Here is a 20,333-nt window from a genome sequence, read left to right as displayed (position 1 = left end):
ATTTATTTCCTGGCGACAATCACCGCGCGCATCGGCGCCGGCAGGCCTTCGATGGTCTTGCTGTGGTCGTTCGGGTCGAGGAAGTCGCTCAGCGACTGGTACTTCATCCACTCGGTGCCGCGCTGTTCCTCGACGCTGGTCACGCTTACATCCACGCAACGCACATCGCTGAAACCGGCGCGGCGCAGCCAGAGTTCCAGGGCCGGTACCGACGGCAGGAACCACACGTTACGCATCTGCGCGTAGCGGTCTTCCGGCACCAGCACCTGATGCTGGTCGCCTTCCACCACCAGGGTTTCCAGCACCAGTTCGCCGCCCTTGACCAGGCAGTCCTTGAGCGCCAGCAGATGCTCGATCGGCGAGCGGCGGTGGTAGAACACGCCCATGGAAAACACCGTGTCGAAGCCTTCCAGGTTGGCCGGCAGGTCCTCGAACGGGAACGGCAGGTGCCACACCGCGGGCTCCGACAGGTAACGCTGCACCGCCTGGAACTGGCAGAAGAACAGCCAGTTCGGGTCGACACCGATCACGCTGTGGGCGCCGGCGCCGAGCATGCGCCACATGTAGTAGCCGTTGCCGCAGCCGACATCGAGGATGCGCTTGCCTTGCAGGTTCAGGTGCGGAGCGACCCGCGACCACTTCCAGTCCGAGCGCCATTCGGTGTCCACGTGCACGCCGAACAGGTCGAACGGGCCTTTGCGCCAGGGCGACAGGCCCATCAGCGCGGTGCGCATCTGGGCGCGGGTGGCGTCGTCGCAGTCGGTGTCCAGGGTCAGGCCGTTGAGCAGGTCGATGGTGCTCGGCTGGATCTTCGGCAGCGCGTCCAGCGCGCTCTGCCAGCGCTCCAGGTCGCCGTGGCCCTTTTCCATCTTGGTGTCGAGTTGCGCTTGCAGGGTGTTGGCCCAGTCGGCCAGCGGCGTACCGGCCAGGCGGCGGGCGAGGGGGGACAGATCGATCATGGCAAGGCAATCAACGAGGCAAAGTTAAGACACTGGAACCACGGCACGACTTTCGAGAACCCGGCGGCCAGCAGGCGTTCGCGGTGTTCTTCGAGGCTGTCGGGCTTCATGACGTTTTCGATGGCGCTGCGTTTCTGGGCGATTTCCAGTTCGCTGTAGCCGTTGGCGCGCTTGAAGGCGATGTGCAGGTCGGTGAGCAGCGCATGCTCCTCGGGGTCATTGAAGCGCAGCTTCTCCGAGAGGATCAGCGCGCCACCGGGCAGCAGCGCCTGGCGAATACGCCCGAGCAGGGCCAGGCGCTGTTCGGGGGCGATGAACTGCAGGGTGAAGTTCAGCGCCACCACCGAGGCCGGCTGGAACTCCAGGGCGAGGATGTCGCCTTCGATCACTTCGACCGGCAGCAGCTCCTGGAACATCGAGTCCTGGCCGTTGAGGTACTCGCGGCAGCGCTCGACCATGGCCGCCGAGTTATCCACCGCGATCACCCGGCAGCCGTCGGTGCGCACATGGCGGCGCAGGGCCTGGGTCACGGCGCCGAGGGACGAGCCCAGGTCGTAGAGCACGCTGTTGGGTTGGGCGAACTGGGCGGCGAGCACGCCGAGGTTCTCGACAATGGTCGGGTAACCCGGCACCGAGCGCTTGATCATGTCCGGGAACACCCGCACCACGTCTTCGTTGAAGGCGAAGTCGGGCACCTGGGCCAGGGGCTGGGCGAAAAGGCGGTCGGGTTCTTTGCTCACGGCGGTTCCAGCGGTGGAGATAGAAAGAGGGCCGGCATTGTAGCCGCTGCCGCAGGCTGCGATAAGGCCCGAAGGGCCTTTGGGGCCGTAAGGGCGACACAAGGTGGATGCCCGCCTGTGACCCTGTAGCCGCTGCCGAGCTTGCGAGGCTGCGCATGAGGACGCAGTCCTCGCCAAGCCTGTGCAGGGGGGGTATCTGAAGGACCGCGGTGGCCGGTTTTACGGCCGCTTCGTCGGAATGCCGCCCAGACCGATCGCAGCCTCGCAAGCTCGGCAGCGGCTACAGGGCTCAGCGGGGCTTCTGGCGGAAGGCCGAGGCCGCGATCCCCCATTGCCCCAGCCAGTAACTGAGGATGATCAGGTAGGGCGCGGCATCGAAGGCCACCACAAAACGGCTGATGCCGATCACGCTGTCGGAGAACACGAAGGCCACGGCGCCGGCGGCGGCCAGTTGCGCCGAGCGCTTGGGCACGTCGCTGCCCAGGCGGGCCAGGGCGCGCCAGAGCATGGCACTGATGACCAGGCCGTAGACGATCACCGGCACCAGCAACGGGCCCAGGCCATGGCTGATCAGAAGGCCCAGCAACGCCGCGCCGGCGACCAGGGCCAGCAGCAGGGGCACGGGCGCCAGGCGCCGGCAATCGCTGGTATAGGCCTTGAGATAGGCCAGGTGCGCAACCAGGAAGGCGCCGAGGCCGAACACGAACAGGTCGGCGGGCCAGGCCAGTAGCACATCGCCGAGCAGGGAGAACAACAGGCCGAGGCTGATCCAGCGGCGATAGTCGCCGGGAGGTGCATCGTGCAGCCAGCCGAGCAGGGCCAGCACCGGCAGCGGCTTGACCAGCAGGCACAACAGGGTGGCGTGGATGCTCAGGCCGTAGAGGAAGGTCGCCGCGCCCATCAGCGCCAGGATCAGCCAGCCCATGTCACTTGACCGAAATGGCGCAGTCGAAGGCTTTCACCGGTGCGACTTCCGGGGCCCAGGGTTGCTGATAGGTCAGCAGCAGGCGCCCGGTGCCGGCGGCAAAAGCCTGGAAGCGCCAGGTGGACTGGCCGGCGCTGCCCACTAGGCCGCTGTCTTCGGGATTGCTGTAGACCTCGGGGCTGACTTTGCGCAGCACGCCGCCGGCCGAGTCCTGGATCGCCCAGCGATAACCCGTGGTCGGGTTGCTCGGCAGGGTCAGGATCAGGTTTTGCCCGTTGCTCAGTTGCACTGGGCATTCGCTCTGGTTCTCGACCGTGACGTTTTGCTTGGGTTGGCTGGCGCAGGCGGCGAGCAGGGCAAGGCTGAGGGGTAGCAACAGACGAATCGGTGACATGGGTCAGAAAGCTCCGGTCATGACAAAGGGCGAGCATAACCGAAGATGGGGGAATCTGTGGTGGGGTAGGCGAGACGTTGTAGGAGCGAGCTTGTTCGCGATAAGCCATCAAGGATAGCGCTGGGCGGCGGATACACCGCCGCTGTGCGGCTATCGCGAGCAAGCTCCGCTCCTACAGGTCTGCGTTTAGAACAGCACTTTCGCCACATCGGCGAAACGCTTGGCGAAGTGCACGGTGATGCCTTCCTTGAGGTAGTCCGGCAGCTCTTCGAAGTGGCCGCGGTTGGCTTCCGGCAGGATCAGCTCGTAGAGCTTCTGCCGGCGCGCCGCGATGACTTTCTCGCGCACCCCGCCGATGGGCAGGACATGCCCGGTCAGGGTCAGCTCGCCGGTCATGGCCACGCCCTTTTTCGGCGGCTGGTTACGCGCCAGGGACAGCAGGGCGCTGGCCATGGTCACCCCGGCGCTCGGGCCATCCTTCGGCGTGGCGCCTTCCGGCACGTGCAGGTGGACGAACGCCTCGTCGAAGAACTTCGCATCGCCACCGAACTGCTTGAGGTGCGAGGTGACGTAGCTGTAGGCGATTTCCGCCGACTCCTTCATCACATCCCCCAGTTGCCCGGTGAGCTTGAAACCACGGTTGAGGGTATGAATCCGCGTGGCTTCGATCGGCAGCGTGGCGCCGCCCAGGCTGGTCCAGGCCAGGCCGGTGATCACCCCGGTGCCGCTGAGCACCTGCTCGTTGCGGAACACCGGCATGCCCAGGGAGGCTTCCAGGTCCTTGGTGCCGAGCTTGATCACCGCATCCGGATCTTCCAGCAGCCGCACCACGGCCTTGCGCACCAGTTTGCCCAGCTGTTTTTCCAGCTGGCGCACCCCGGCCTCGCGGGCGTAACCATCGATCACCGCGCGCAGGGCGGCGTCGCTGATGCTCAGGTGGGCCTTGGACACACCGGCCTTTTCCAGCTGCTTGGGCCACAGGTGGCGCTTGGCGATGGCCAGTTTTTCCTCGGTGATGTAGCCCGACAGGCGAATCACTTCCATCCGGTCCAGCAACGGGCCGGGAATCGAATCCAGGGTGTTGGCGGTGCACACGAACAGCACTTTCGACAGGTCCAGGCGCAGGTCCAGGTAGTGGTCGAGAAATTCCACGTTCTGTTCCGGGTCGAGGGTTTCCAGCAGCGCCGAGGCCGGGTCGCCCTGGTAGCTCTGGCCCATCTTGTCGATCTCGTCGAGCATGATCACCGGGTTCATCACTTCGACGTCTTTCAACGCCTGCACCAGCTTGCCCGGCAGGGCGCCGATGTAGGTGCGGCGGTGGCCCTTGATCTCGGCCTCGTCACGCATGCCGCCGACGCTGAAGCGGTAGAACGGCCGGCCCAGGGACTCGGCGATGGACTTGCCGACGCTGGTCTTGCCCACGCCGGGCGGGCCCACCAGCAGTACGATGGAACCGCTGATCTCGCCCTTGTAGGCGCCGACCGCGAGGAATTCGAGGATCCGGCTCTTGATGTCGTCGAGCCCGGCGTGATGCTGGTCCAGCACCTTGCGCGCATGCTTGAGGTCGAGCTTGTCCTCGCCGTACACGCCCCAGGGCACCGCGGTGGCCCATTCCAGGTAGTTGCGGGTGACCGCGTACTCCGGCGAGCCGGTCTCGAGGATCGACAGTTTATTCATCTCTTCCACGATGCGCTTCTGGGCCTGGGGCGGCAGGACCTTGCCTGCCAGGCGCTGCTCGAACTGCTCGATGTCGGCGCTGCGATCGTCCTTGGTCAGACCCAGCTCCTGCTGGATGACCTTGAGCTGTTCCTTGAGGAAGAACTCGCGCTGATGCTCGCCGATCTTGCGATTGACCTCGGCGGAAATCTCTTTCTGCAGGCGCGCGACCTCGACTTCCTTGCGCAGCATCGGCAGGACTTTTTCCATGCGCTTGAGCATCGGTACGCAGTCCAGCACTTCCTGCAGTTCGTTGCCGGTGGCCGAGGTCAGCGCGGCGGCGAAGTCGGTCAGCGGCGACGGGTCGTTGGGGCTGAAGCGGTTGAGGTAGTTCTTCAGCTCTTCGCTGTACAGCGGGTTGAGCGGCAGCAGTTCCTTGATCGCGTTGATCAGCGCCATGCCGTAGGCCTTGACCTCGTCGGTCGGCTCGCTCGGCTGGTGCGGGTACTCGACCTCCACCAGGTACGGTGGGCGATGGTGCTTGAGCCAGGTGCGGATGCGTACGCGGGTCAGGCCCTGGGCGACGAACTGCAACTTGCCGTTTTCGCGGCTGGCGTGGTGCACCTTGACTAGGGTGCCGTACAGCGGCAGGGCCGAGGTGTCGAAATGCCGTGGGTCTTCCGGTGGGGTGTCCATGAAGAACAGCGCCAGCGAATGGTGTTCGGACTTGCTCACCAATTCCAGGGTTTCGGCCCAGGGTTCTTCGTTGACGATCACCGGCAAGACTTGCGCGGGGAAGAACGGCCGATTGTGGATCGGGATGATGTAGACCTTGTCCGGCAGATTCTGCCCGGGCAGGGCCAGACCCTTGCCGGAGGATGTATGGAGTTCGGCGTTTTCCGGGTCGGCGTATTCACTCATGGTTTCAGGAAGTTCTTGCTGGTCGCTCATGGGGCACCTGCGCAATGGGGTATGCCAGGTTAGATGGGGCAGGTGACGAGCGGTTTCAATGGCGGGCGGGCCGGATCAATTATTTCAGTCCTTGTCGCCGCGACGCGGTGCATCCTCCAAAACGGCGAGGGCGAGGCTGTCATTTCTGCGCAGGAACGCTGGTAAATTGGCGGCGACAGAAAAATGACATTGTAAACCCCCTGATTTTATTGCGTGATCTTCTTGTCTTGGCGGTCTAATCTGGACCGATTAAATGCTGTCAGGGAAATGGCATTTATTTGACGCATCTTTAGCTGCCCAGAGGGACGCGTAATGATCAAGGGACTTTTCAGCGGGGAGCGGCGGGTGTCGCCGTGGGTGTGCAGAGTCGACAACAGTGAGGTCGCGGCGACGAGAGCCGGCTCATGAAGTGGCGCCATACGTTCCAGGTAAGGATCACTGGGGTATTGGCGTTGTTGCTGTTGATCGTGATCGGGGTGGTGTACTTCGCCGTCAAGGCCGCGACCAACCATGCAGTGGAAAACCAGGCGCAAGTGCAGCTGCAAACCGGCACCCGGGTCTTCGAACGCCTGCTCGAACTGCGCGGCCGGCGCTTGCGTTATGGCGTGGACTGGCTGGTGGTGGATGCGCAGTTTCGCGAGGCGGTGATCAGCGGCGACTCCCAGGCGATTCTCGAGGCGCTGCGTCAGCACGGCACCGGCACCCGCGGCAGCGAGCTGTTCGTGCTCGGCGCCGAAGGCACGGTGATCGCCAGCACCCTGGGGGCGATCACCGAGCACGAGCATTTCCCTTACGACCGCGCGCTGCGCATGGCCCTGCGGCAGAACAAAAGCATGTTGATCGTCGCGCTCAAGGGCCAGCCTTATCTGCTGGTCCAGGGGCAGGTGCTGACGCCGATGCACATGAACCGGGTGGTCATGGCGTTTCGCATGGACGACCTGTTCGCCAGCGAACTGCGCTCCATGAGCAACCTGGAAGTGTCTTTCCTCACTCTGCAGGACGGGCGCGCCGGGGAACTGTTCAGCACTCAGCCGGACATTTTCTGGGCCACCATCATCACCACCCTGCGCAACTCGTCCTGGCGCGCGCTACCGCAGTTGAGCGATGCCCACGGCAAGCGCTTTCTCAATCAGGCCTTGCAACTGGCCAACACCGACGATCCCGACGACCCCAAGGTCCTGGCGTTGCTGCAAAGCCCGCTGGATCACGCCTTGCAGGCTTTCGCGCCGCTGGACCGGGAATTCCTGGCGATCGCCCTGGCAGCACTGGTGGTGTCGCTGGCCGGCGCCCTGTTCATGGCGCGGCGGGTGTCGCGGCCGCTGAATGTGCTGGCCGAGGCTGCCCAACGCATCGGCACCGGCAACTACCAGGTGCCGGTGGTGCTCAAGCGCACCGACGAGTTCGGTTTGCTGGCCGAGGCGATCAACGCCATGCAGAGCGGGATTGCCAGCCGCGAGCTGCAACTGGCCCACAACGCCCTGCACGATCCCTTGACCGGCCTGCCCAACCGGGCGCTGGCCATGGAGCGCCTGAGCAATGCCATCAGCGCCGGGCGCAAGGTGGTGCTGCTGTACCTGGGTATCGAGGACTATCGGGCGATCAACGAAGGCCTGGGCCCGGAAGGGGTGGAGCAGATGATGCGCGAAGTCAGCCGGCGGCTGTCGGAGACGGTGTCCACCGGGGACACCGCGGCACGGATCACCGCCAATGAGTTCCTGTTGCTGCTGGAAAACACCGAGATCGATGGCGCGGTGGCCATGGCCGATCGGCTCCACGCGCTATTGAGCCGGCCGCAGACCATCCATGGCGATGAAGTGCAGCGCCAGGTGTGCATCGGCGTGGCGGTCTATCCCACCGACGGGCAGTCGGCGGAAGAACTGATCAGCCGCGCCGCCATCGCCCGCCACGACGCGGCCGCCCAGCCCGGTTACCTGCAGATCTACCAGCAGGATCGCGACCTGGCCCATCAGCGCCAGATCGGGCTGATCCGCGACCTGCGCCGGGCCGCGGCGGAAGGCGAGCTGTTCTTGCTGTACCAGCCCAAGCTCGACCTGCGCCATGGCCATGTGCACCAGGCCGAAGCCTTGCTGCGCTGGCAGCACCCGGAGTTCGGCATGGTCTCGCCGGCGGAGTTCATCCCCCTGGCCGAGCGCACCGGCAGCATGAACAGCCTGACCCTGTGGGTGATCGAGGAAGGCATGCGGCAACTGGCCGAATGGAACATGCGTGGGCTGCATTTGCAGTTGTCGCTGAACATCTCGGCGGACGATCTGCATGGCCACGACCTGGCGGCGCGGGTGAGCGTGTTGCTGCAACGTTATCGACTGTCCGCCGAGCAGCTGATTTTCGAGATCACCGAGAGCGCCATCATGCGCCACCCGGAGCAGGCGCTGGAGGTGTTGCAGAGCCTGCGCGACTGCGGCATCAGCCTATCGGTGGACGACTTCGGCACCGGCTATTCGTCGCTGGCGCAATTGCAGCGGCTGCCGGTGCAGGAGCTGAAGATCGACCAGTCGTTTATCCGTAACCTCGACGAAACCAGCGGCGACGCGGTGATCGTGCGCTCCACCATCGAGATGAGCCACAACCTGGGGCTCAAGGTGGTGGCCGAAGGGGTGGAGCAGGAACGCAGCCTGCGCCTGCTGGAGCGCTGGCACTGCGACACGGCCCAGGGCTACCTGATCAGCCGGCCGCTCAGCGCCGCGGCCTTCGAGGCCTGGCTGTTGAAGTCGCGGATTTCCAGCTGAGCAGCGCCGCGTGGCCGCTCCGGGTGCTGTGGCCGGACATCCGCAGGCCCTGTTTCACAGTGTGAAGTGGTCGCCATGAACCATCGACGATGGGCCGCGGCTTACTGCTTGGTGCACTCGGCGGGGAGCGCTACGACGCCGCCCATGGAGGCGAAGGCGACCATGCCGCCACTGGGCAATACGCAATTGTATTCGCCGTTGCTGGTGCTGGCGGTGAAGTAGGTCTGGGACGCGTCGCTACGCACATTGGAGACCGTGGTCACGGGTTTGCCGAGGGTGGTCTGGGCGCGGTTCTTGAGGTCGTCGTTGCTGGGTTTGGCAATGGCGCAACCGCCCAGGGCGAGTGCCAGGAGGCTGAGCAGGGCGAGGGGGCGAGCAGTGGGGTGGAGGTTCATGGTGATTCTTCCTTGGCGTTGTTGTGTTTTCTACGGCGCAGCCGACCCCGACACCGCAGAGCGGCGGTGTTGAGAAGAGCGAGTGAGTGGTTGGCACTATATCGCCGGGGTAGGGGAGGGTCGATTAGCACAGATGGGCTAATGTCCCTTTGCAATGGCCGGGTTGAGGATAGCGTCGGCGCAGGGCCGGCTGGCGGTCGCCGGCCCCGGATCGAGGTTCAGCTCAGCAGTTGTTCCTGCAGGCGCCGGCCGAGTACGTCCAGCAGGTCGCAGCCATCGCGCAGGGGGATGACGCAGAGCTGGGCGAAATCCTGGAGCAGCGCCGGGTTGCTGTGCAGGTTGGCGTCGCTGGCGATGTTTTCCAGCAGCTGGATCGCCGCACGGATGCGGTGGGCGGCGGCTTCGTGCAACACATCCAGCGGCGCCTCGGTGTCGATCAGCAAGGCGGGGATGGTGCAGTCGTTGCTGGTCAGGGCCATGTAGCGGCGGGGTTTGGTGTCGTCGAAGATCGCGGGTGGATCGGGAGTGAGTTTTTTCATTGGTCTGTTCCTAACGTATGAGTCGGAGTCGCCAGAAATCACTTCCACGTAATCAGGTGGCGGCTGTACGCAGGTGTGGAAGACCGGGACGTTAGGCACCCGGCGCACTCGAGAGTGCCCCACGCACAGCCGCCATAAAGTGCAGGCGAAAAACGCCTGACTCACGTTGCTTTGCGCGCCTAACGATATAAGGGCTTCCACACCCTGTCACTGAGTTTGCAGTGACAGGCCAAACCATAGAGTCCGGGGCCCGGTGGGACAAGGTGATGGGAGTCGACGCGTGTTGTAGGAATTTTCGCTGTTGCCACTGCCACCCCCATCTCGGATCGACATTGGCCTGTAGCCGCTGCCGAGCCCGCGAGGCTGCGATAAGGCCCGCAGGGCCTTGGTTCCCGATCTCCCGCCGAACCTTCAGCAGTCTTCAGAACGCCGCGACCGTGCCGGTCGATCGCAGCCTGCGGCAGCGGCTACATGGATCTCTGTTGCCTGGCGGGCCTTATCGCGGGCAAGCCTCGCTCCTACGGAAGCGTAAAGCGGAACGCAGCGATCCTGCTTCTGTAGGAGCGAAGCTTGCTCGCGATGACGTCAGGCCAGGCAACACAAAAATGAAAGGCTGAAGAAACTCCCCGCAAACGCCATCCACAAAAAAAGGCGGCTACCCGCAGGTAGCCGCCTTTTCATTCACCGCCGGTAACGCTTATTCCGACAGTTTGTAGGCGATGATGTAGTCGCCCATCTTGGTGCCCAGCGAGCCGTGGCCACCCACGACCACCAGCACGTACTGTTTGCCATCCTTGCCGGTGTAGCTCATCGGCGTGGCCTGGCCGCCTGCTGGCAGGCGGGATTTCCACAGTTCCTTGCCGTTGTTCACGTCATAACCGCGGATGTACTGGTCCAGGGTACCGCTGAGGAAGCCCACGCCGCCGGCAGTAACCATCGAGCCGCCCATGCTTGGCACGCCGATGGGCAAGCCGATCGGTACTGGCGAGCTGTCGCGGCTGGTGCCGTTCTTGTGCTTCCACACCACTTTGTTGGTGGTCAGGTCGATACCGGCCACGTAGCCCCAGGCCGGGGCCTGGCAAGGTACGCCGAACGGCGACATGAACGGATGCATGATCACCGCGTACGGCGCGCCGGTGTTGGGTTGCACACCGGAGGTTTCGCTTTCGCGCTTGCTGCCGGCGGCGACTTCGGCGCGCGGCACCAGCTTGGAAACGAAGGCCATGTAGTTCGGGCTGGTGAACAGCAGGTGACGGACCGGGTCGATCGATACGCTGCCCCAGTTGAACACACCGACGTTACCCGGGTAGATCAGGCTGCCCTGGATCGATGGCGGGGTGTACTGGCCTTCGTAGCGCAGTTCCTTGAACTGGATGCGGCACAGCATCTGGTCGAACGGCGTGGCGCCCCACATGCCTTTTTCTTCCAGCGGCGGTGGCAGCAGGTTCAGGTCCGAACGGGCCTGGGTCGGCGCGGTGTGGTCGCCTTCGACCGCACCGGCCGGAGCCGGTACTTCCTGGATCGGCACGATCGGGGTGCCGTCGCGACGGTCCAGCACGTACAGGCTGCCTTGCTTGGTCGGCTGGATCAGCGCCGGCTTGATGCCGTCCGCGGTCTTCATGTCCACCAGGGTCGGCTGGCTGCCCACGTCCATGTCCCACAGGTCATGGTGGGTGAACTGGTAGTTCCAGCGCAGCTTGCCGGTGTCGATGTCCAGGGCCACGGTGCCGGCGCTGAATTTCTCGGCGCCCGCGGTGCGGTTGCCGCCCCACTGGTCAGGCATCTGGTTGCCCAGCGGCAGATAGACCAGGCCCAGCTTCTCGTCGACGCTGGCCAGGGACCACATGTTCGGCGAGTTGCGGGTGTAGGTCTGGCCTTCCGGCAGCGGAGTGGTTACGTCGGGGTTGCCGGCGTCCCAGTTCCACACCAGGTGACCGTCGTGCACGTCGAAGGCGCGGATCACGCCGGACGGTTCGTTGGTCGACTCGTTGTCGGTCACGTGGCCGCCGATGATCACCAGGTTACGGGTGATGGCGGCCGGCGACGTCGAGTAGTAGCCGCCCGGGGTGAACGGGCCGATACCGGCCTTGAGGTCCACCGCGCCTTTGTTGCCGAAGTCTTCGCAGACCTTGCCGGTGTCGGCGTTGATCGCGATCAGGCGTGCGTCGGCGGTCGGCAGGAACAGGCGACGCGGGCAGCTGGCGGCGATGGCCTGGCCGGCGGCTGAGAGGCTGGCCGGGGTGCTGATGGCATCGGACTTGTTGAAGTTGGCTTCGTCGTAGTACGACACGCCGCGGCAGGTCATGTGCGCCCAGCCACGGAAGTCGTCGCCGTTCGGGCCCTGGATTTTCGGGTCGAAACGCCAGATTTCCTTGCCGGTGTCCGGGTCCAGCGCCAGCACCTGGCTGTGGGCGGTGCAGGCATAGAGCATGCCGTTGACCTTCAGCGGGGTGTTCTGGTTGGTGATTTCCACCGGGTCCTTGGCGGTCGGCATGTCGCCGGTGCGGATGCGCCAGGCTTCCTGCAGCTTGCCGATGTTGGCCGGCGTGATCTGGGTCAGCGGCGAGTAGCGGTCGCCGAACTCGGTGCGGCCATACGCCTGCCAGTCGCCTTCGGGCATGGTCGGCGCGGCGCTGGTGGTGTCGGCGCTTTCACGGCCCAGTTCGCCCGAGATCTCGCCCGGGTTGGTGAACTGGCTGTTGATCGCGGCACCGCCGGCCAGGACCACGGCCACGCCCAGTACCGCGGTACCCAGCGGCGCCGGGCCGTTGCGCAGCAGCGGACGACGGAACCATGGCAGCAGCAGAACCACACCCAGGGCAAAGAACAGCGACAGGCGTGGCACCAGTTGCCACCAGTCCAGGCCGACTTCCCACAGTGCCCAGACGGAGCTTAAGAACAGCACCACCCCGTAGACGAGCAGCGCGGAACTACGCCCCGCCAGCAGCAGCACGCCGCTGACGATCAGGCCGATACCGGCCAACAGGTAGTACAGCGAGCCGCCGAGCATGCTCAGCTTGATCCCCCCGGCCAGCATGGCCAGGCCCATTAGCAGCAGCAAGATACCGAGCAGGCTCGGCAGCAGGCGGCTCGGACTTGAAGCACCATCAGTGCTCATAGTGTGGTTCTCCGTGACGTTTAAGGTAGTCCCGCGCTTGTTCACTGTAGATGACGATCAGGCGCGGGCATGGTTCAGCAGTGTTTGGGAAAAACAGTTTTATTCAGATTGGGCGCGCAGGCGTGCCTCAGAACGAGCTCTGGATCTTGATCCCGCCGATCAGCGCGTCGTCGACCTTGTCCACGCCACCCGGGTGGCGGATGTATTGCAGGTTCGGGCGCACGGTCAGCCAGTTGGTGACGTGCACGCCGTAGTACAGCTCGGCGCTGTATTCGGTGTCCTGGGGCGGCAGGTAGGCCGGGTTGTCGTAGTCCTGGATGAGGTTGGCCTGGTTGGTCGCTTCGGCGTTCTTGCGGTAGGCCGGGTTGACGTGGACCCGGGCCATGGCGAAGCCGATGTCGTCCTTGGCGCGCGCATCGAACAGGCCCTTGTAGACCAGGCCGGCCTGGACATAGTTGTCGATGGCGTTGGTCTTCTTGTCGTGCATCGTCGCATTGGCGAACAGGCTCAAGCCGCGCGAGTGGTCGCTGGCCAGGCTGGTGATCTGCTGTTGCGCGCCCAGCCACAGGCCGTGCTTGCTCGAACTGCTGCGATAGGCCTCGCCGCTCAAGGCCGCCGGCTGACCGTTGCTGTCCTTGTACACGTCAGTGGCCTTGGCGCTGCTGTAGTAGTAACCGGCGCGGTATTCACCCGGCAGCCCGTTGAGCTTCGGCGTCCACACCAGCTCCACCGGCAGCAGGGTGCCCTGGGTGCCGCTGCCGCTGAGCTTGAAGCCGTTGCCGCGTTCGAGGTTGGACGGGTTCTGCTCATAGGCGCCGATCTGCGCGTAGAGCTCAGGCGTCAGGTGATATTTGACCCGCAGCGCCCATTGGCTGACCGGCCAGTTGTACCAGACGCTGCCGGCCCAGTTGCCGACCTGGGAGCCGCAGAACGCCAGGTTCTGGAAGTCGCAGGGGAAGCTGTTGAAGTCTTCGCCCTGGCCGAACCGGCCGACCTTGATATCGAGTTTCTGGTCGAAGAATTTCTGCTGGTACCACATCTGCGTCAGGCGCCAGGTCTGGCCGCGGCCCCAGACTTCCTGGGCCGAGGTGAAGCCACCGACCCGCGGGTCGTTGATGCGGTCGTTGCTGATGTTGTCGCCGTCACGCTTGGTGATGGTCAGTTGGAATTCGGCATCGTTCCAGCCGAGGATCTTGCCCAGGTCCAGGTGGCTGCCGAAGGCGAACTGGTCGCTGAAGCGCGCGGTGCGGTCATGGTCGTAACCGCCATGCAGGTTGGCGCCCATTTCGCCGACGAAGTCGATCTTGAAGTCGTAGCCTTTTTTCGCCAGCTCGGTGCGGTTGCCGTTCCAGTCGCCGAGCATCCAGGGGGACTCGCTGTCGAAGGCCGGCGCGGCCTGGGCGCAAGTGGCCAGGCCGAAGGCGCTGAGCAGGGTCATGGCTTTCTGGCTGGCAGTAGGGTGCAAGACAGCGCTGTCTTTGAGGGGCTTGAAATTAGGCATAAGTTGTCAGGTAAGGGCTTTTTATAAGAGGTCAGAAAAACAGGGGGTAGCGCGCGTTGCGAACCTCAGGGGTCGCAAGCGGTAGCCACTGTTTTAAGGAAAAAAAACGATTCAGCGTTGGGGGCGTAAGGATAAAGCGCCTCCTCTTGGAGAGAAAGCGCTTTTAGTGACATGAATCATTTCGAATTTGGTAACAGTGTGCTTTTTCCTGCCGTTTGTATTCGGCACGAAACTACCGTCAATCTTCTTTCGGTCAAACAGGGGGCACGTCGTTCTACTTTGAATAACTCGCCCCTGTTGTTGTGCGGGTTCAACTAAGGACTTTCAGACTTCTTTTCTCCAGCCGGAGAACGTGATGGATGTTCCTTCTTCCTCTTCATCCTTGATCTCGATCTTGTAAGTACCGCCGCCAGCCACACCGTCAATCAGGGCTTTTTCATCGTTTGCGCGTAACTCGGCGCCTTTGGCTTGCTCCTGGTAAAACTTCACGACCTCGGGGAACGGCGCGTAGGTTTTCAATAGCACCTCGAAATCATGCCGGGGCCTGCCCGCTATCTCGTCGTAGTCGCCGTAAATCGGCGCGCCTTTCAGGCCTGGTGTGATGAAGAAACCATCGACGCCTGCGCCCACCAAGTGGGAGTTTTTAGGTAGCAACCCGAGCATCGCCTTCGGGAAGTCGGCAGGCAGTTGTGAGGCGTTCCAGGAGTCTTTTTCCGGTGCAGTGGTGATGTATTCAACGGTGGAGATCTTTTGCGCCCGGGCACGGGTTTCGGGATCTTCACTTTCGGCCCAAGACGCGACCATTGGCGGCAACTCTTTGCTCCAGGCAATGATCGGCTCGGCGTCACTCTTCTTGGCGTCTTTGGCCTGGAAGATGGTCAGCACGGTTTCCGGTGCCGGATTGCAGGACAAGGTTTCGTCCCTGGATTTGACGGTGCAGTGCCCATTCACCAGCCCAACGGCGAGCAACTGCCCCTTGTCGTCCAACAGCAGCGCGGCGCGTTCAAAGCCGTGACCATGATCCATGGCCGTGAGCATTTTGCGTCCGGCAGGTACACCTTTCTCGAACGTCGAGAACTCTGAGTCGAGGGAATCCAGTACTTGCGTCACGATCATGGAGCCGTCGCTGGTGAAGCTGCCGGTGGCGTAGCCGATGAAGTCGATCAGGGCCGCGCGCACCGCCGGGTCTTCATTGAGTTGCGGTGGTCGTGCCGGCGCGGGGGCATTGGTGAGCTGCAGCACGGTTGTGCCATCTGCGCGTTTTTCCGAATGAAGGGACAGTGCGACAGCATCAAGCGAGAGGGTGAGGGCCAAAAGCACGGCGAACGGGCGTGTGAGGTTGAACAAGGGGTCAGTCCTTTGTTGGGTGGAAATCCGGTTTCTGCGGGAGGTCACGGGTTGATGGCACTGCTTCAGGCCGTCATGACAGGTACGCAACCTTGGAAAGATAAAGCGGCGCATTTTGCCCGGTCACGGCCTGGCGGTACAGGCTGGGGATTGCGCAATGCCGTGGGAGTCAGGTTCTGAGGGGGAGGGGGCGGAGAGGAAAATCGCAGCCCGAAGGCTGCGATTGTGGGGGGACTCAGAAGGTGGTGCGCAAACCGACCTCGATGCTGCGCCCCTGGGCCGGGGCGATGTCGCGCAGGATCGAGCTGGCGTAACGCACGGTCTGGTTGGTCAGGTTCTCGCCCTTGACGAAGGCCAGCCACTGGCTGCTGCCGATATCGAAGTGGTAGCCGGCGCTGGCGCCCAGGGTGGTGTAGCCGTCGGTGCCGCTTTCGTTGTCCGGCACGCGACGCTGGCTGGCGGCGTGTTCGACATCGATGCGCGCCTGCCAGCGATCCAGTTCCCACAGCAGGCCGCTGTTCAGGCGTAGCGGGGCGATGCGCGGCAGGGCTTCGCCGTTGTCCAGGTTCTTGGCGCGGGTGTAGTCGCCGGACAGTTCCAGGGCGAACTTGCCGTAGGCGCTTTCGCCGAGCTTCCAGTGATCCTGCGCTTCGATACCGGTAAACCGCGCGCGGACCCCGGAGTAGGTGTATTCCGGCATGCCGCCGGCGTCTTCCTCGCCTTCATCGTTGAGGGTGCGGCCGCTGCCGAGCAGCCCGATGTAGTTGGAGAAGTGGCTGTAGAACACCCCGACGCTGCCTTTGTGGGTGCCGTTGTCGAAACGCAGGGCCAGGTCGCTGGACACGGCTTTTTCCTTCGACAGGTTGGCGTCGCCGACTTCATAGGTGCCGGTGGCCACGTGGGCGCCGTTGGCATACAGCTCGTAGAAGGTCGGGGCGCGTTCGGTGTAGCCCAGGGTGGCGGCCACGGACCAGATCGGCGTCAGGGTATAGACCGCGCCGGACGACAGGCTACCGGCGGTGAAGCTGCTGGAGCTGTCGGCCTGGCTGAAGCGTTCGTTGCCTTTGCTGTCCGGGTCGACGCGGGTGTGTTCCAGGCGTCCGCCGAGGCTGAGTTTCAGGCGTTCGGTGGCCTGCAGCTCTTCGAGGATGAACAGTGCGGCGCTGTCGGTGTCGGTCTGGGGCACGAAGGCCTCTTCGCCGAGCGCGGAAAACTCGCTGCGGCTGACCTGGGTGCCAATCACCCCATTGAGCGGGCCGAGGGGCTGGTGACGGGCTTCGACACGGGCTTCGTAACCCTTGTTCTTGAAGATTGTGCCAGTCTCGCCGCCTTCGATTTCGCGGTGCTCGTAATCGGTGTAGCCGGCATCGAATTTCAGCGAGCTGAAAGGGCCGTCGAGGTTGCGCAGTTCCGAGGCGAAGGCATAGTGGTCCTGCTTCATGCGGATGCGCACGTCCTCTTCGGCGGGCGAGCCGTAGTTGGAGTCGTAGTTGCTGTAGGACAGCCCGGCGTAACCGTCGTCCCAGGTGTAGGAACCGCCGATGGCGCCGCCGTCCTGACGACCGTCGCTGTTGCCCAGGCGACCTTTCTTGCCGTTGCCGTCTTCACTCGGCGGGGCGTGGCGGCTGCGGGCGTAGCCGGGGATTTTCAGGTCGTTGAACTGCCGCGAGTTGGCGTCCAGGTGCAGGGCGAAGGTGCCGTTGCCGGCTTCCAGTTTGCCCGCGCTGCTGCGGGTGGTGTCGGCACCGCCGTAGCGCAATTCACCGGCACCGTGGATGCCTTCGATGGCTTCGGTGGGGATGCGGTTGTCGAAGGTGTTGACCACGCCGCCGATGGCGCTGCCGCCATACAGCAGGGCAGCCGGGCCACGGACGATCTCGATACGGTCGACGTTGACCGGGTCCAGCGGCACCGCGTGGTCGTAGGACAGCGACGACGCATCCAGGGCGCCGACGCCGTTGCGCAACAGGCGAATGCGATCGCCATCCAGGCCGCGAATGATCGGCCGGCTGGCGCCCGGGCCGAAGTAGGACGAGGACACGCCCGGCTGTTTATTCAGGGTTTCGCCGAGGCTGCCTTGCTGTTGCAGGGTCAGCTCGTCGCCTTCCAGCACCGTGCTCGGCGCCGCCGTTTGCTGGCTGCCCAGCGGGTTGGCGGTGATGACCTGCGGTTGCAGCTCCAGGGCGTGGGCCTGGGAAGCGAGCAGCAAGGCGGCGGACAGCGGCGTCAGGCGCCAGAGTAGAGAGCGAGAAGGGCGGTGGGCAGAGAGGGACATCGGTCATTCCTTGGCAAGCGCGGGGCTGTGCGCTTTGAGTCAAAAGAGAACAGGCGTGACACGGCGAGGTGTCTGGATCAGGGGTTTGTTTTGTATTGATACAATATAACATCTCTCTTGGCGCGAAAAGGAAGGAACTTTTTCAGGAGAGGGGGGCATTCGTTCCGATGTAGCCGCTGCCGCAGGCTGCGATCGAGCGGAGCGCTCGCGGCGATCTCAGGTGCATGAGCGCCTTCGGCGCTATCGCAGCCTGCGGCAGCGGCTACAGTTGATGAGTGTTCGCCCTTCCACCGGATCGAACCCTCGGCTAAGGTGCGCGACTTCCTTTTTTCTCTTGCTCAAAGGCCCGGCATGACTGCAACGAACAACGACCCGCTGCACGGCGTCACCCTGGAACAGATCCTCAAGGCGCTGGTGGAACACTACGAATGGCAGGGGTTGGCCGAGCGCATCGATATCCGCTGCTTCAAGAGCGACCCGAGCATCAAGTCGAGCCTGACCTTCTTGCGCAAGACGCCCTGGGCGCGGGAGAAAGTCGAGCAGCTGTACGTGAAATTGCAGCGCACCAAACGCCCGCTCTAAGGACCTTCGATGGCTGTCGAGCCGGTTTTTCCTTCAGGCGGCAAACGGCTGTTCACTGCGCTGGCCGCGTTGCTCGGCTGGGCGGGGCTGACGATCCAGCTGTACCTGATTCTTCATCTGCGCTGGACGGTGGACGCCAGCCTACTGGGCGGGCTGATCAACTTTTTCAGTTTCTTCACCGTGCTCACCAACACCCTGGTGGCGGTGGTGCTGACCTGTGCCCTGAACCTGCGTAGCTCACGGGGGCAGCGGTTTTTCCTGCAACCCTGGGTCAGCAGCGGTATCGCGGTCAGCATTCTGCTGGTGGGGCTGGCGTACAGCCTGTTGCTGCGTCATCTGTGGCATCCCCAGGGTTGGCAGTTGGTGGCGGACGAGTTGCTGCACGACGTGATGCCGCTGCTGTTTCTCGTCTACTGGTGGTGCTGCGTGCCCAAGGGCCGCCTGGGGTTGCGGCATGTCGCCGGGTGGATGCTCTACCCGCTGCTGTATTTCGCTTATGTCCTGCTGCGCGGGCATGTGCTGGGGCTGTATCCCTATCCTTTTGTCGACGTGGACAAGCTGGGCTACGCGCAGGCGTTCGTGAATGCGTTGGGGATTCTGGCGGGGTTTGTGCTGGTGGCGCTGGGGATTGTCGGGCTGGATCGTTGGTTGGGGCGTCGCCGGGCTTGAGTATGCGGTGACTGGAAGGGCGTCATCGCGGGCAAGCCTCGCTCCTACAGAGGCAGGTCTGTAGGGGCGAGGCTGGGCAGTCCGTCACTCTTCTTCGCTACTGTCCAGGCGCCAGTAACCGGCGGCCTTCACGAACGCGTCGTCGAGTCGGTGCTCGTCCAGCAGCACCCGGCGAATCTGCCGCGAGACTTTGCTTTCCGTGGCCACCCAGGCGTACAGCTTGCCGCTCGGCATCTGTAGCCCGCGCACGGTGCTGAACAGGTCCTGCTGGCCGCCGTCGCGTTCGACCCAGATCACCTCGACCTGCGCCGCGCTCTCCAGCACCTGCCGCTCGGCCGCGTCCTGGACCTCGATCACCGCCAGTACCCGGCGCCCGGCCGGCAACTCTTCCAGGCGCCGGGCAATGGCCGGCAGTGCGGTTTCGTCGCCGATCAGCAGGTAGCTGTCGAACATGTCCGGCACGATCATCGAGCCGCGGGGGCCGCCGATATGCAGGAACTGACCGGGCTTGGCCTGTTCGGCCCAGGTCGAGGCGGGGCCGTCGCCGTGCAGGACAAAATCGATATCCAGCTCGCCGATATCCAGGTCGTAGCGCCGTGGCGTGTAGTCGCGCATGGCCGGCATCACGCCGTTGTCCTTGCCCGGGCCCAGTACCAGGGTTTCCAGGGCGGCCTGCTGTTCGGCGTTCTGCGGGAACAGCAGCTTCACATGATCGTCGCTGCCCAGGCTGATGAAGCCCGCGAGTTCCGGCCCGCCCAGGGTGATGCGGCGCATGCGCGGGGTCAGGTCGACCACCCGCAGCACTTCCAGGCGGCGGCGTTTGATCTCGTGGCTGACCCGATGAATCGATGGCGAATTGTCTGCGCTCATTCAGCTGACTCCTGGGTAGAAGGGGTGGCCGGGCCGTCGACGATGGCGCGGGCGGTGTTGTTCAGCAGGTCGCGGACCCGCACGATTTCTTGCGGGTTCCAGCGGCCGTGGTGCATCTGCAGGGCGTGGCGCAGGTTGTGCACCGCCTCGTGGATTTCCGCCGGGCGATCATGGCCGCGCAGCGAGCGTTTGCTGACGTCGATGCGCATGCGCACGCCGTCCAGGGCAATCGCCTGGTCCTGTAATGACAGGCGACCGGCCTCGGTCACGCTGTAGCGTTTTTTCCCGCCTTCGGCATCGCCGCTGATCAGTTCGCTTTCTTCGAGGAAGGTCAGGGTCGGGTAGATCACGCCCGGGCTGGGGCTGTAGGCGCCATCGAACATGCCCTCGATCTGGCGGATCAGGTCATAGCCGTGGCACGGCTGCTCGGCGATCAGCGCCAGCAACAGCAGCTTCAGGTCGCCGGGGGCGAAGACCCGCGGGCCGCGGCCGCCGCGTTCGCGCCCGGGGCGTTTCTCGAAACCGTCGTGGCCGTCGCCGTACTCGCGGTGGGGATGGTGGTGTTCTCTCATTTTCTCTTTCTCCTGTTTGGTTAAGACATAACTTAAGATATATCTTAAATGCCGCGCAAGTACTTTCGTGGCAGCCAGACCTGCCGTTTGTCG

At 63.9% G+C, this 20,333-nt stretch carries 16 protein-coding genes; 3 read left to right on the top strand and 13 right to left on the bottom strand.

Features of this window, described 5'->3' with window-relative positions; all coding sequences use genetic code 11:
- Positions 1-2: 2 nt before the first annotated feature.
- From cmoB to lon, 5 genes are all read right to left on the bottom strand, one after another.
- Entirely contained in the window at positions 3-959 is a 957-nt protein-coding gene (gene cmoB / locus PVZ78_RS18210) for a tRNA 5-methoxyuridine(34)/uridine 5-oxyacetic acid(34) synthase CmoB (protein ID WP_097304916.1), read from the bottom strand.
- Positions 956-1,699 carry a carboxy-S-adenosyl-L-methionine synthase CmoA gene (cmoA, locus tag PVZ78_RS18205; protein WP_009050613.1) on the bottom strand — a complete coding sequence of 248 codons (744 nt, stop codon included), beginning with the start codon at positions 1,697-1,699 and terminating at the stop codon, positions 956-958. The genes cmoB and cmoA overlap by 4 nt, the downstream gene beginning before the upstream one ends.
- A 289-nt stretch (positions 1,700-1,988) precedes the next feature.
- On the bottom strand, positions 1,989-2,624 hold the full coding sequence (locus tag PVZ78_RS18200; RefSeq protein ID WP_273829025.1) for a lysoplasmalogenase: 636 nt from the start codon (positions 2,622-2,624) through the stop codon (positions 1,989-1,991).
- A 1-nt stretch (position 2,625) separates the two neighbouring features.
- Positions 2,626-3,018, bottom strand: a complete 393-nt coding sequence (locus PVZ78_RS18195) for a protease inhibitor I42 family protein (RefSeq protein WP_009050611.1) — start codon at positions 3,016-3,018, stop codon at positions 2,626-2,628.
- A 186-nt stretch (positions 3,019-3,204) separates the two neighbouring features.
- A complete protein-coding gene (gene lon, locus PVZ78_RS18190) occupies positions 3,205-5,625 on the bottom strand; it encodes an endopeptidase La (protein ID WP_009050610.1) in 2,421 nt (806 codons plus the stop codon).
- Positions 5,626-6,029: 404 nt separating this feature from the next.
- Here lon and PVZ78_RS18185 point away from each other — a divergent pair, with 404 nt between their 5' ends.
- A complete protein-coding gene (locus PVZ78_RS18185) occupies positions 6,030-8,372 on the top strand; it encodes a putative bifunctional diguanylate cyclase/phosphodiesterase (RefSeq protein ID WP_273829024.1) in 2,343 nt (780 codons plus the stop codon).
- Between the two features lie 101 nt (positions 8,373-8,473).
- Here PVZ78_RS18185 and PVZ78_RS18180 read toward each other — a convergent pair whose 3' ends face one another.
- From PVZ78_RS18180 to PVZ78_RS18155, 6 genes are all read right to left on the bottom strand, one after another.
- Positions 8,474-8,767 carry a hypothetical protein gene (locus tag PVZ78_RS18180; RefSeq protein WP_009050608.1) on the bottom strand — a complete coding sequence of 98 codons (294 nt, stop codon included), beginning with the start codon at positions 8,765-8,767 and terminating at the stop codon, positions 8,474-8,476.
- A gap of 218 nt (positions 8,768-8,985) precedes the next feature.
- On the bottom strand, positions 8,986-9,306 hold the full coding sequence (locus PVZ78_RS18175; RefSeq protein WP_016703468.1) for a hypothetical protein: 321 nt from the start codon (positions 9,304-9,306) through the stop codon (positions 8,986-8,988).
- Between the two features lie 697 nt (positions 9,307-10,003).
- Positions 10,004-12,424 (bottom strand): glucose/quinate/shikimate family membrane-bound PQQ-dependent dehydrogenase, encoded by a 2,421-nt coding sequence (locus tag PVZ78_RS18170; protein ID WP_016703467.1) that lies wholly within the window; start codon positions 12,422-12,424, stop codon positions 10,004-10,006.
- Positions 12,425-12,551: 127 nt separating this feature from the next.
- Positions 12,552-13,925, bottom strand: coding sequence for a carbohydrate porin (locus PVZ78_RS18165; RefSeq protein ID WP_009050605.1), 1,374 nt, complete (start codon positions 13,923-13,925; stop codon positions 12,552-12,554).
- A gap of 324 nt (positions 13,926-14,249) precedes the next feature.
- Positions 14,250-15,272, bottom strand: a complete 1,023-nt coding sequence (locus PVZ78_RS18160; protein WP_273829023.1) for a hypothetical protein — start codon at positions 15,270-15,272, stop codon at positions 14,250-14,252.
- A gap of 235 nt (positions 15,273-15,507) precedes the next feature.
- Positions 15,508-17,547, bottom strand: coding sequence for a TonB-dependent receptor (locus PVZ78_RS18155; RefSeq protein ID WP_273829022.1), 2,040 nt, complete (start codon positions 17,545-17,547; stop codon positions 15,508-15,510).
- A 351-nt stretch (positions 17,548-17,898) separates the two neighbouring features.
- Here PVZ78_RS18155 and PVZ78_RS18150 point away from each other — a divergent pair, with 351 nt between their 5' ends.
- Positions 17,899-18,129 (top strand): VF530 family DNA-binding protein, encoded by a 231-nt coding sequence (locus PVZ78_RS18150; protein WP_007923118.1) that lies wholly within the window; start codon positions 17,899-17,901, stop codon positions 18,127-18,129.
- A gap of 9 nt (positions 18,130-18,138) precedes the next feature.
- Complete coding sequence (locus tag PVZ78_RS18145) at positions 18,139-18,798, top strand: Pr6Pr family membrane protein (protein WP_038634841.1); 660 nt, start codon at positions 18,139-18,141, stop codon at positions 18,796-18,798.
- A gap of 84 nt (positions 18,799-18,882) precedes the next feature.
- On the opposite strand, the gene PVZ78_RS18140 is transcribed toward PVZ78_RS18145, so the two are convergent.
- The gene (locus tag PVZ78_RS18140; RefSeq protein ID WP_273829021.1) at positions 18,883-19,668 is read right to left on the bottom strand and encodes a siderophore-interacting protein; all 786 of its coding nucleotides are present in this window, start codon (positions 19,666-19,668) and stop codon (positions 18,883-18,885) included.
- On the bottom strand, positions 19,665-20,240 hold the full coding sequence (locus PVZ78_RS18135; RefSeq protein WP_028683298.1) for a PadR family transcriptional regulator: 576 nt from the start codon (positions 20,238-20,240) through the stop codon (positions 19,665-19,667). The genes PVZ78_RS18140 and PVZ78_RS18135 overlap by 4 nt, the downstream gene beginning before the upstream one ends.
- Positions 20,241-20,333: the final 93 nt, after the last annotated feature.

The sequence above is a fragment of the Pseudomonas sp. SBT1-2 genome (assembly GCF_028640875.1).
In the GTDB taxonomy this organism is placed as follows: Bacteria; Pseudomonadota; Gammaproteobacteria; order Pseudomonadales; family Pseudomonadaceae; genus Aquipseudomonas; species Aquipseudomonas chlororaphis_I.
The sequence above is the reverse complement of the archived record's forward strand: the minus strand, read 5'-3'. Positions and strand labels throughout refer to the sequence as shown.